General features: G+C 32.9%; 11 protein-coding genes and 1 pseudogene. 6 read left to right on the forward strand and 6 right to left on the reverse strand.

Features of this window, described 5'->3' with window-relative positions; genetic code table 11:
* Window positions 1-340 precede the first annotated feature (340 nt).
* The gene (locus D5R40_RS25130; protein WP_205127551.1) at window positions 341-874 is read left to right on the forward strand and encodes a cupin domain-containing protein; all 534 of its coding nucleotides are present in this window, start codon (window positions 341-343) and stop codon (window positions 872-874) included.
* Between the two features lie 1,037 nt (window positions 875-1,911).
* On the opposite strand, the gene D5R40_RS25135 is transcribed toward D5R40_RS25130, so the two are convergent.
* Window positions 1,912-2,226, reverse strand: coding sequence for a hypothetical protein (locus D5R40_RS25135; RefSeq protein ID WP_124147510.1), 315 nt, complete (start codon window positions 2,224-2,226; stop codon window positions 1,912-1,914).
* A 1,313-nt stretch (window positions 2,227-3,539) separates the two neighbouring features.
* On the opposite strand from D5R40_RS25135, the gene D5R40_RS25140 reads away from it, so the two are divergent.
* The gene (locus D5R40_RS25140) at window positions 3,540-4,202 is read left to right on the forward strand and encodes a DUF3318 domain-containing protein (protein ID WP_124147509.1); all 663 of its coding nucleotides are present in this window, start codon (window positions 3,540-3,542) and stop codon (window positions 4,200-4,202) included.
* Between the two features lie 387 nt (window positions 4,203-4,589).
* Window positions 4,590-5,594 (forward strand): exopolysaccharide biosynthesis polyprenyl glycosylphosphotransferase, encoded by a 1,005-nt coding sequence (locus D5R40_RS25145; protein WP_124155401.1) that lies wholly within the window; start codon window positions 4,590-4,592, stop codon window positions 5,592-5,594.
* Window positions 5,595-6,413: 819 nt separating this feature from the next.
* Here the strand turns inward: D5R40_RS25145 and D5R40_RS36025 are convergent.
* Window positions 6,414-6,560 carry a hypothetical protein gene (locus D5R40_RS36025; RefSeq protein ID WP_161565066.1) on the reverse strand — a complete coding sequence of 49 codons (147 nt, stop codon included), beginning with the start codon at window positions 6,558-6,560 and terminating at the stop codon, window positions 6,414-6,416.
* An 18-nt stretch (window positions 6,561-6,578) separates the two neighbouring features.
* On the opposite strand from D5R40_RS36025, the gene D5R40_RS25150 reads away from it, so the two are divergent.
* The 3 genes from D5R40_RS25150 to D5R40_RS25160 all read left to right on the forward strand — a co-directional run bounded on the left by D5R40_RS25150 (window position 6,579) and on the right by D5R40_RS25160 (window position 8,912).
* Complete coding sequence (locus D5R40_RS25150; RefSeq protein WP_124155402.1) at window positions 6,579-7,817, forward strand: glycosyltransferase family 4 protein; 1,239 nt, start codon at window positions 6,579-6,581, stop codon at window positions 7,815-7,817.
* Window positions 7,818-8,013: 196 nt separating this feature from the next.
* Entirely contained in the window at window positions 8,014-8,337 is a 324-nt protein-coding gene (locus D5R40_RS25155; protein ID WP_124155403.1) for a sulfotransferase family 2 domain-containing protein, read from the forward strand.
* Between the two features lie 323 nt (window positions 8,338-8,660).
* The gene (locus tag D5R40_RS25160) at window positions 8,661-8,912 is read left to right on the forward strand and encodes a hypothetical protein (RefSeq protein ID WP_124147303.1); all 252 of its coding nucleotides are present in this window, start codon (window positions 8,661-8,663) and stop codon (window positions 8,910-8,912) included.
* 479 nt (window positions 8,913-9,391) lie between these two features.
* Here D5R40_RS25160 and D5R40_RS25165 read toward each other — a convergent pair whose 3' ends face one another.
* From D5R40_RS25165 to D5R40_RS25185, 4 genes and pseudogenes are all read right to left on the reverse strand, one after another.
* A complete protein-coding gene (locus D5R40_RS25165; protein ID WP_124147304.1) occupies window positions 9,392-9,904 on the reverse strand; it encodes an inorganic diphosphatase in 513 nt (170 codons plus the stop codon).
* A gap of 464 nt (window positions 9,905-10,368) precedes the next feature.
* Window positions 10,369-10,497: a putative 2OG-Fe(II) oxygenase gene (locus tag D5R40_RS25170; protein WP_124147305.1), complete on the reverse strand. Its 129-nt coding sequence runs from the start codon at window positions 10,495-10,497 to the stop codon at window positions 10,369-10,371.
* Between the two features lie 148 nt (window positions 10,498-10,645).
* Window positions 10,646-11,506: pseudogene (locus D5R40_RS25180) on the reverse strand (putative 2OG-Fe(II) oxygenase).
* The gene (locus D5R40_RS25185; protein ID WP_161564714.1) at window positions 11,507-11,728 is read right to left on the reverse strand and encodes a tetratricopeptide repeat protein; all 222 of its coding nucleotides are present in this window, start codon (window positions 11,726-11,728) and stop codon (window positions 11,507-11,509) included.
* Between the last annotated feature and the right edge of the window lie 233 nt (window positions 11,729-11,961).

The raw sequence follows: 11,961 nt of genomic DNA on the forward strand, positions 1-11,961 counted from the left end.
AATTTGGCAACTCCAGTAATTTTGATTGAGGGGAGAAATAGAAGATAATTCTCATTTCATCCACAAATTTTGTCACAGATAATTTGGGCAAAATTTACTACATCATAAAAATAATTGCTGATAGTTTAGTGAATTTACTAATTTTCTGAGACTGGCAGCTAAGGAGATAATTTGGCAACTCCAGTAATTTTGGTTGAGGGAAGAAATAGGAAGTAATTCTCATTTTATCGAGAAATTTTGCCAGAAAAAAATGCCGATAATTTTGACAAAATTGATTACTTCCTTGGGTATAATATATCTCGGTAAATCTTTGAGTTATTAATTATTAAAAGGAAAAGTTATGGAAGGATTGAGAAGAATTGTTACAGGACATAATGCTGATGGTAAATCAATCATAATGATTGACGGACCCCCAGCAAAATCGATAGGCGAGGAAGTTGGAGGACTATTTGAAATATGGAACACTGATGGAAATCAAATAGATACTTTTGATGAAATTGATAGAGCTGATACTGATATACTTTTGTCTCCTTCAAAAGGAGGAAGCAAATTTAGGTATTTTGCGATAAATCCTATTCCAGAAGGAGTGCCAAAGGAAAAGCTTGAGGAGTTAGTAGCTGAAGGTTTTGCCAAAATAGGTGCATCTCAAGACAGAGTTGATACAACTCGACATCCTACAATGCATAAAACAAAAACAATAGATTATATTATTTTACTAAAAGGAGATGTGACTCTATTACTAGATGATGATGAAGTTCGGTTAAAACCATTTGATGTTGTTGTTCAACGAGGCACTAATCACGCATGGATAAATAATGGTAAAGAACCTGCACTCTTTATTGCAGTTCTCATTGATAGTGATTTAAAAGATTAACTTATTTAATAGTCTTTTTCTCTTGTCAAAATTTACCACTGACTGACAAAAATCCTCTGTGGAGGTTTTCTGAATTTACCGATTTTATTTGACTTAGATATGAGGTAATAATTTTCTATAGTCACTAATTCTTGCTGATGACTTAAGTCAGAGACAATTTTCATCTCATTCACAGATTTTAAACTAGAAAAAATATGGAAAAATGTCAAAGAAGAAATTGAAACTACTAGGGATGGATATTTGATTTTTGACGATACAGTAATGAATAAAAAACATTTCCATGCTAGATATTGTAGCGTTAGCGGAGCTTTGCGTCAGCAATCGCATAGATTAGCATATGCTACATATAGTGTATTTGCGTAAGTCCTGACAATCTATCAATTTTTTCTTACTTTAAGCGATCGCAAACTACCTTTAAATCAAAACTTGAGGCCAAGAGAATATAGATAACTTTTACTAATCTAAATAAGCTTTAAGATTGTTTGTGCAAATCAAAAAAATCCCTTTTTTTCTCAATTATTACAAAATATTTCACGAGCTTGCGTTGTTTCAGGGATTTGTATCATACTCTGAACATTAAGGTATGATGCTAATTTTATATCTAAAACAAAAATAACCTCCTTTCAACAAAGCTACAACCCAGTATTTACGTTAAAAATATCCTAGATATTGCGATTTGCAGCAAGCTAAAATAAGCTCAAAAAAACAAATTTTGCATAAGTAAAAGTACCTAAGTAATTATAGACATTGACAAAACGCCACAAATAGTATCAAAATTTGCTCTATCCAAAATATAATTATTCCCATCTCAGTTTCCTATTTCTGATTTTCTCAAAGCTAAAACCTAGATGATTGATGAAACTGAATAATTCCTAACTTTAACAGAGATAAAAGCTTTTACTTCTCTAGCCTTAAGTCTACCTTTTAATAAATCATAAATTTCTACTCCTAAATATTATGGTTGCTGTGCTTGTAGCTCTATGTATGGCTGGATTGACGGGAAAAGCTGCTCATCTTCAATTACAGAAATAATATAATCAGTACTTGAGAAAAAAATTCTTTTTAATTGTTTCAATATTTTCCAGAGGATAACTTGTTTGAAATTCTTTGGTTTGAAAAATCCTGAAAAATTCAGGTTGAGTTTCATCTCTTGAACTAGAAAGTCTGAAAGTTATCAGAGGTATTTTGTACTCTAAATCAAAATTTATGGCTACTTTAGCGAAAAATCCAGTAACTATAAACTCATGCCATCTGCGTTTTGAATTATTCAGCGCTCCAGTAGTTAATTGGGCTATTTTAGTATTATGTTGTCTTTGATAATTTTCATAAGCAACTACTACCGTATTCACCATCCACTCTAATACTTGAACTACTGAAATATCTAGTTATAGTCTTTGTTTAATTTCTAAATACAAACTTTGATAAATCTCTGTACTATTAATTTGGATTTTATTTTTACCTTGTCTGTTAACTGTCAAAAACCAAGAATCATTCATTACACAAATTAATTTACTATAGTGATCTGCACAAATTTGAAATGATGAATATATTTTTGTAATTTTAGATTTTGGGTAATGCTTTTTTTGATTTGCTAGTACTCACAACTATCTTGACAGACCACTAGATCATAATTACTCAAAAGATGAGATATATAACTTTTCCAAGCTCTTAGTTGTCTGATAGCTTTTTCAGACAGATATCTCCTGATTTTGGATTCTTGAATTTTTTCCGACTCAGCATAATCAAATACTGTAGATTAATCTTAATTACTGAAAAGATTAGATACAGTAGTCTGCAACTTTCCAGAAGTACAAAATTATGGACAATTAGGTAACATATCCAGAAGAAAACAGAGAAAAGAGAATATATTTTAATGTAAAGTAAAAATGTATCTCACCTCCTCACCAAAACTGCTGTATACAACTCAAGCTCTTAGTTGCCTCATAGCTTTTCCAGAAAGATATCTAAATATAACAATCAGGAATGATTTATGAGATATTTAAGAACAATTAAGATCGATCAAATAAGATCGGTCAAAATCCTTTTATATTCTGACTTCTGAGGACTGACTCCTAATTACCACTAAAATCTTACAAGTGAAATATGATTGCTATAAATTATTTGATTTTTTCCCCTCAACCACGATCAAATACTGTAGATTATTAGTAGGCATCAAAATTTTACGGTCGAAGACTATGCTTAACACTTATTTGTAAAGACTTTCATCAACTATTGTACTTTTTTTATTTTCTCCTCGCCTTGTATTCCAACTGTTGAAAATCAGGAATTATTCATCACACTCTAGAGCGTAATTACTCAATCATACTAGACTGATAAATCTTCAAAATCTTGTTGCCGGATAGCTTTTTCAGACAGGTATCTCATCTCAAATTATTTAACTTTATTCCTCCTAAACATAATCAAATCTGCAAACTTTCTCCCTAAATACAAAGTTTCTTTTTCAAGAGAACCATAATTTATATTTATATGAATCCAAATTCCTATCTATAAAACTCACAATCTAAGTAACTTAATAAGTGTGAATTTTCACCTAACTCCTATATCCCTAAGCAAGAGTAGAAAACATACTGTTTGAAATCTTACGGTAAACTATTTAAATAAAGGATAACTATGTGTTGAAAAATCTATAGGACTCAAACAAACTATGACATCTTATGCTACTGCCACTGCCAGAGCCGAAATGAGTGAAATTAGGCGTCTAAAAGGCTTACTACCACCAGAATTACAAAGTTGGGTCATGGTAGAAAAGTCCATTGAAGTTAATCCTCCACTCATTCGCAGCGAAGAAATAGGCAAAGACCAAATAGAAATATCCATCGACCTAACACTTTGGGAGCAATTAGCATTAGACCAACGTAACCTGTTATTCTGGCATGAAGTGGCCAGAATTCAAAACGATACAATTCCCAGGGATGGTTGGGAAATGGCTGCCCTTGCTATTGGTTTAGGGGGTGCTGTGGGTGAGCTATGGGTACAGGATGGTCTACTTTTAGTTCTAGCTTTAGCTTTGTGTGGTGTATCTGGGTATAGACTCTATCAGAAGAATAATGGAGAACGTAATCTCAAAGAGGCAATAGAAGCAGACGATAAGGCGATCGCCTTAGCAACTCGTTTTGGTTACTCTCTTCCCAATGCTTATAAAAGTCTGGGCAGCGCTCTGAAAACTTTAATTGAACAAACTCCCAAAAAACGACAAAGGGCAAAATATGAAGCACGGCTTCAAGCTCTCAAACGCGGTGCAGCTAAAGCGAAGGCCAGGGTTAAAGGAAGTCGTGAAACTTCACGCTCTGAAAATATCTATAACTAGACAGGAAGTCTTGGGTGGGTAGTAGTAAAATAGTCAAAACTAGACTCGCCCCTGAGTAAAAACCCACTCAAATTGCTCCTAGTTATTTTGGTGTTATGATGGCGATATAACTAGATTAACAGATTAACGGAAAAAGCAGTTTGGTTTCTGCTGATACCATCTGAATATTTTCTATTCTTGAAGGTAGTTGACAGAGATTAATATACTTAAGTTCATACATTAGTATTGAACAATTGCTAATCATTAATCTAGAGGGTGGTCAACCATTAAGGTGATTTCTATATGATCGTTTGAGCATAATTCTTAAACTGATTATGCCAAGAAAACCTCAGAAAAAACTCTTGTAGAAGCAAAACTATAATCATAAAAAATAGGAACCAAGATTTCATGGTCAGCCAAACCTCAGAAACAGATATTCAAGTCACTTTTAGGGATAAAACTCCCGTGGTTCATTTGCCTCTTCGTTTTACTGTCTCAGAGGCAGAATTATTTAAATCAACTTGCCAAAAACTTTTCCAATCAGAAAATACTATAACCAAAATTATTATTGATTTTAGTAAGACTAATTTTATAGATAGTTGTGGAATTGGTTCTCTAGTCACAAATTTAAAAATAGCAAGAGAAAAAAATATAGAATTTATACTATCTGATGTTAATTCTCTAGTTATGGGAGTATTTTGTTTAACTGGACTAGACAAAATTTTAATCATCGAACAATCTCCACATTCAGAAGTTAAAAGCAAAAGCAATAGTAAATCAGAAGAAAATCAACTTCCTGTTACTCATCGTTCTGTCAAATCTTGGGTAAAACGTCTGATTGATATTGTTGGTGCCTTAGTAGGATTATTTATTACAGGTATTTTGTTTATTCCCATCGCTATTTTTATTAAGCTTGATAGTCCTGGTCCGATATTTTTTGGTCAAATACGATGTGGTTGGATGGGAAAAAATTTCCGAATGTGGAAATTTCGCTCTATGTGTGTAAATGCAGAACAACTTAAGAGTAAAATCAAAAATCAAGCTCAAGGTGCAATATTTAAAAATGAAAATGATCCACGAATTACTAAAGTTGGTAACTTTTTAAGGCGAAAGAGTTTGGATGAGTTACCTCAGTTTTGGAATGTACTGAAGGGAGATATGAGTTTAGTGGGAACTAGACCCCCTACTCCTGATGAAGTGGAACGTTATGAAGTACCTCAATGGCAACGTTTAGATGTGAAACCTGGTATGACAGGAGAATGGCAAGTTAATGGTCGTTCTCAAGTGAAAGATTTTGAAGATATTATTAGGTTGGACTTAAAGTATCAACAAAATTGGAGTCTAATGTACGATATAAAGTTAATTATTAAGACTGTGGCAATCTTATTTAAGAAAAGTGGTGGAGCTTATTAGGGTATTTAAAATACTATACTTTTTCCTTCTCTTTCTCGGTCTATAGCTTTTTTCCACTAAGATATTAGCTTTACATCTCAATCTGTTTAAATGATTATAGATTTAAGTTTTATAGAAGAAGGAATAAGGAAGAGGCAAGAAGGAAGAAGAAAAAATATTACGTTGCCTGAGTTTTAGAGCTTCTCGATCTGTCCTAACTTTTACTTTAACTATTTTATCTGTATTAGCCTTACATATTCTGAATATATTTCTAGTGTTTAGTTTTTTCTGGATAAATCTGATTATTCTAACTTAAATTATTAAGCTTAACTAGCTTCAAGTATATTTATTATCAATAAACTAAGAAAATTGAACTATTTAGTTAAATTAGATATTTTGCATAGATCGACAACAGGAGCGTAACACCTACTTACCCTCAAGAAGTTTTGGAAAATATCTAAAGACGAGAAAATAAATAAACTAAAAATTAAGTTTTTTGATTGAAACATATATGGTCAACCCCTTTTGATTATAGCTAATTCTAAAATAGCAATTTATAAGGCTTTTACCTTCTATGAGAGAACTCCAATAGTAAAAATATCCAATTAATTATCGTACTCTTATTCATTAATTATTTCCGCCTACTCCCTACGGACGTTGTATGTAACGTCCCTACAACCTACTCCCTGGAGACATCTATTAGTTTAGTTATGCTCGAAATATTAACTGAATTATGGCTTGCTGATTAAATCTAAAAGCACTGACAGATAAAGATTTTCGCCTTTTTAGGTCGAAAAAAGTGCCAGCTTTTCAGTCCAAAAAGCTTAAAAACTCAGTATTCTAGGCAGGAGCAGAAAAATCACTCTTAAAATTCTCCCTCCTGCCTCCTCTATCATTCCTCGTTTCTACTGACTCCTGACTCCTGACTCCTGACTCCTGACTTCTGACTCCTAACTTCTCCCCCTGCCATGCATACTTTTTCAGCAAACCCTAATTAGTTAAACTATGCGTATTCTTATTTATTCCTATAATTATTACCCAGAACCAATTGGCATTGCTCCCTTAATGACGGAACTGGCAGAAGGTTTTGTGAAACGTGGTCATCAAGTTCGTGTAGTGACTGGTATGCCAAATTATCCTGAACGTAAAATTTATGATGAATATAAAGGAAAGTTTTTTTTAACTGAGGAACTAAATGGTGTAACAGTCCAACGTAGTTATATCTATATTAAAGGTTCTAAACCAGGGGTTTTAGATCGATTATTGTTAGATGGTAGTTTTATTCTTTCTAGTCTTTGGCAAGCTTTTAATGGTTGGAAACCTGATGTTATTTTTGCAACGACTCCTCCTATATTAATTTCTTTACCAGTTAGTTTTTATGGATTATTTTCTAATTCTTCTGTGGTCTTAAATATTCAGGATATTGTTTCTGAAGCTGCTGTAAGAGTTGGGTTAGTTAAAAAAGATAGTTGGATAATACGTATAGCTCAAGCTGTAGAAAAATTAGCTTATCTAAAAGCTGCTAAAATTAGCGTTATTGCTGAAGATTTTGTCACTAACTTAGTCGAACAAGGGGTTTCTCAAGACCGACTTGTTTGTATTCCTAATTGGGTAGACCTGAATTTTATTAAACCTCTAAATAAAAATAATCAATTTAGAGAGGAACATAATCTTCAAGATAAATTTGTCGTTGTTTATTCTGGGAATATTGCTCTAACTCAAGGATTAGAAACTGTAGTTAAAGCTGCTGTTAGTCTCAAGGAAAAATCGGAAATTTGTTTCGTAATTTTGGGGGAAGAAAAAGCGCGTCAACAATTACAAGAGTGTTGTGATAAATATCAAGCAGATAATGTACTTTTGCTCCCTTTAGTACCACGAGAAAAATTACCAGAAATGTTATCTGCTGCTGATGTTGGGTTAGTAATACAGAAAAAGACTGTTACTGCTTTTAATTTACCTTCAAAAATTCCTGTTATTCTTGCTAGTGGTCGTCCAATAGTAGCTTCTGTTCCAGATACAGGTACGGCAATCAGAGTTGTTAATGAAAGTGGTGGTGGAATAGTAGTTACTCCAGAAGATTCTCAAGCTTTGGCACAAGCAATTGTAGAGTTATATGAAAATCCAGAAAAACTTCAGCAACTTGGTCAGCAAGGAAGAAAATATGCAGAAGAAAATTTTGGGTCTAAAAATGCTTTGAATAGTTATGAAGCTTTATTTTCTGAAATTTTAGAGTCGAGGGAGTAGGGAGTAGGGAGTAGGGAGTAGGGAGTAGGGGAAAATAATTGATGATTTATATTCGATAATTGATTTTACTTTTTATTATTGGATATATCTAATAGTTTTTTGTTTTAGTTATTAGGGAGTAGGGAATAGGGAATAGGGAAGATGGATCGAAGGATGGCAACAAGCAAAAAAAATATTTACTTCATCAGTTTTAAAGATGCTTTCCATACAAAAAAAGTTTTTGTTTATTCACATTCCTAAAACAGCAGGTAATTCAATTCAGAGTGTTCTAAAGCATTACTCTGAAGACGAAATTCTGTGCCTTAACCCTTTGCAAGATGGTGTAGAGAGATTTGAAGTAAGAAATAAAAATTTTCCTAACATACATAAACACTCGTCTTTACTTGACTACTATCAAGTTTTGTCACCTGATTTTTTTCATTCTCGTTATAAGTTTGCCGTTATAAGAAACCCTTGGGAAAGAATGATTTTTTTCTTTTTTTCGCCACATCGTCAAACTCAAAAGTGGAATAGAGATTAGTTTATTAGTAAGCATTCAGCTATTAGCGGTCAGCTATCAACTTTTTAATAGACATCTCCAGAAAAGAGGAAGTAGGGGTAGGGATTAAGGGGAAATAATTGATAACTGCTGTACGATAATTGATTTTATTTTTGATGATTGGAGATGTCTAATGAATAATAAAGCAAGCATTAATTTAATTTATACTACATTCTCAACCAGAGATTCGTACTCTAAAGCTTTGATAAAATTGCTTTTTTATCCTTTAAAGGTAATAAAGCTGATAGCTGATAGCTGACTGCTGAATGCTTACGTTTATTGATTTATTGCGAAAAGTCCCAACAATGTTTTACTATCTAAATACTCATGGTTTACAGTCAAGCAAGCCTGAAGTTAATTTTGTTATGGGTTTTGAATCTCTTGAGAACGACTTTAGAAAAGTATCCCAAATATTAGAATTAGAAAACTTTCAGCTCCCTGTCCGTAATAAATCAAATCGAGAAGATTATTGGAAATATTATGATTCTGAATTAGTTGATATGGTGGCACATAAGTATGCAGCAGAGATTGAGTATGCTGGGTATTCTTTGTTGTAAACCAACAAATAAATTTATTTGACTACTCTAGAAAATTTAGAAAAATTGAAATAGAACTAACTAATTTTTAGTAAACTCAAATTTATGATTTTAATACCTTGTAGCAGAACGCACTTGTGCTGAGGACAGAAGGTTTTTCTATTTTTATAGCACTATGTTAATTAGTTAGGATATTGGTAAATCCTGTTTGTGGAGCATTGACCTAGAAAAAACTCACTCATATCGTGTCCTTGCAGAGCGTGTAAACAAGAGCATTAATGTCTATAGGAAATTTAAGCCTTCTCTCATAGATAACTAAAGCCTTCTTTTTTTCCTACTTCTTCCTTCTTACTTCTTCCTTCTTCCTTTGCCATAAGTTCAGGATTTTTAAAAAGTTAACAGGTCTTTTTAAAAAATAGAGGTAGGTTTTCATTTGAGTAAAATCTCTAGAAAACCTACCGCTAAATTTTCTGTAATTCCAAAAAATACTGGAATAAATATTATTTGCTTGCCGCTTTAACGAATTTTTCTACTAATGGCATTACATGCTCAACATCTTTCCAACCAAGTATTTCTGTCACCTTTTTTTGTAAATTTTTGTAGGTTCTAAAAAATTCTGCTATTTCTTCTAATCGATGAGGTGCTACATCTTGGAGAGATTTAACCTCAGTGTAGCGTGGGTCTTTGTCTGGTACACAGAGGATTTTTTCATCTCTGTCCCCTCCATCAATCATCTCTAACATTCCGATGGGTCTTGCTGCAATAACGCATCCTGGAAATGTTGGCTCATCCATAATTACCATTCCATCAAGGGGGTCTCCATCATCTGCTAGGGTGTTAGGGACAAAACCATAATCGTAAGGATATTGTACGGAAGAATAAAGTACTCGGTCAAGGGCAAAGGCTTGTAAATCTTTATCAAACTCGTATTTATTTTTACTTCCTGCGGGAATTTCTATCAGGACATTTATTAGTCCTGGTTCTGGTTGGGCTGGAATTAGCGATAAATCCACGACATTTCTCCATCTTAACTAAAAAAGAGTATATCAAGAGTCTTAACCAAAAGGAAGTAGGAAAGTCAAGCTATCGCCTTAGCTGATCGAAGTTTTAATTTAGATAGAGTCCAGAGGTTCTGCTTCTAAGGCACAAGGCACTTATTCTCAGGGAGACTTTCCCTCTTTATTTATTTCCAAATTAAATGAAATACAAATTTGGTCACTATCTTCAGTAAATGGAATAGTAGAGTGCCAGAAATAACAAGGAAAAATTACTGATTATCCTACTTCTAGTCTGCACTGATATTTCTGTTGATTTTTCATGTCTTACTCTCAGGAAAAAGAAGTAGGAAAATTTCAGTAACCTACTCCAGAATTATGTTGTTAGAGAGGATAAGGAAAAATTGATTTCTTAAACTCGCCCCTACTTAATAGATGATTAGTATTTTGCCAAATATTGAGATTTTTCCATCTCAAGGAATTCAACTAAATGAAATATAAATTCGGTCTCTATCTCTAGTAAATGGAATAGTAGAGCGCCAAAAATAACCAGGAAAAATTACTAATAATCCTGCTTCTGACTGAATCAGATATTTCTGTTGATTTTTCATGTCTTACTCTGAGGGAAAGGAAGTAGGAAAATTTCAATAACCAGACCCATAATTATTTTATTTGAGACATGAGGAAAATTGATTTATATTTAAACTCGCCTCTACCTAAAAGATGAAGTGTTTTCCCAAACCTCATATTTTTCTTGATCTACCTATCTAGAGGAATCAAATTAAATGAAATACAAATTCGTTCCCTATCTCCAGTAAATGGAATAGTAGAGTGCCAAAAATAACAAGGAAAAATTACTAATAATCCTGCTTCTGCTTGAATCGTATATTTCTCTTTTTTTGCCATATCCAATTCTCAGGGAAAAGAAGTACCAAAATTTAAGTAACCAGAGCCATGATGATTTTCTTTTATACTATTCGGAACTTGAATATAATAAACGCCACTACAATAACTTTCAGGATGAATATGAGAGTTTTGAAATCCTTCTGACTCTAAAATAACCGCCCAATCACTGAGCTTCCAGTCTGAGGGTAAATTATGGAAAAATTGATCATTAGAGTTAGCAGTGAAACGACTAAAATAATTAAAGAGGTAATGATTAATTTTTTGCTTCAGTTCTGCCATTACGGAAGTATTATCTGTAAAAATTTCGTAAGTTTGACTACCTCTATTTATTGGTTTACCTGGTCGGTCTTTTAAAAGAGTAGGATGTCGAACAATGTAATTTTTCAAGTCACTATTATAAGCTGCAAAATTCTCCCATCCTTCTACATTGGCAAACTGGTATTTAGCTACTAATTCTGAGCAGTCAAAAATAGACTCAGCTTCAGACTTTTTACCTACATCTTGCAAAGCTAAACCCAGATGAGCATAAGCTTCAATATGTCTATGATTAATATTTATAGCTTTTTGAAATTGAGCGATCGCTTCTTCAGATTTACCTATTTCTCGTAAAGCTATTCCTAGTTGCGCATAAGTATCAGCAGAATTAGAATTATGTTTAAGAATTTTCTGATATAGCTTTATTGCTGCTTCCCACTCAGATTTTTTCCCTAAAATTTATGCTAAACCTGCCATAGCATTAACAGAATTTTTATCCTGCTTTAATGCAGCGTTATAACATTCAATTACTTCCTCATGTTTTTCCTGTTGACTTAACAGAAAACCCAAATTTATATCAGGATCAGCAGAAGTAGGAATTAAATCAACAACAGCTTGATAACAAGCTTCAGCTACATCGACTTTTCCCTGCTCATAAAAAATAGCAGCAATATTAGTCAAATTTCTGTAGTCTACTTTTGTGAAAACTGCTATAAATAGAATAATTAATTTTACTGCTTCCGCACAACTTATTGAAAAAAGACAGAGCTAATTAATTGTTGCCAGATACTATATTATAACCCTATACTTTTTGTTAACTAACTTTAGCAATATGGATAAGATTTCTGATGATACAACTTTTATCATTTTCTTTGTGGGTTTAATACCCCACCGTCTACACGGTGTTCAAAATT

The sequence above is a fragment of the Okeania hirsuta genome (genome assembly GCF_003838195.1).
Classification (GTDB): Bacteria; Cyanobacteriota; Cyanobacteriia; order Cyanobacteriales; family Microcoleaceae; genus Okeania; species Okeania hirsuta.

Excerpts from the sequence above, each read along its gene's own strand:
- D5R40_RS25135 (WP_124147510.1), bottom strand. The coding sequence starts at position 2,226 with ATGGTGAATACGGTAGTAGTTGCTTATGAAAATTATCAAAGACAACAT.
- D5R40_RS25170 (WP_124147305.1), bottom strand. The coding sequence starts at position 10,497 with ATGAAAAATCAACAGAAATATCTGATTCAGTCAGAAGCAGGATTATTA.
- D5R40_RS25145 (WP_124155401.1), top strand. The coding sequence starts at position 4,590 with ATGGTCAGCCAAACCTCAGAAACAGATATTCAAGTCACTTTTAGGGAT.
- D5R40_RS25160 (WP_124147303.1), top strand. The coding sequence starts at position 8,661 with ATGTTTTACTATCTAAATACTCATGGTTTACAGTCAAGCAAGCCTGAA.
- D5R40_RS25140 (WP_124147509.1), top strand. The coding sequence starts at position 3,540 with ATGACATCTTATGCTACTGCCACTGCCAGAGCCGAAATGAGTGAAATT.
- D5R40_RS25150 (WP_124155402.1), top strand. The coding sequence starts at position 6,579 with ATGCGTATTCTTATTTATTCCTATAATTATTACCCAGAACCAATTGGC.
- D5R40_RS25155 (WP_124155403.1), top strand. The coding sequence starts at position 8,014 with ATGCTTTCCATACAAAAAAAGTTTTTGTTTATTCACATTCCTAAAACA.
- D5R40_RS25130 (WP_205127551.1), top strand. The coding sequence starts at position 341 with ATGGAAGGATTGAGAAGAATTGTTACAGGACATAATGCTGATGGTAAA.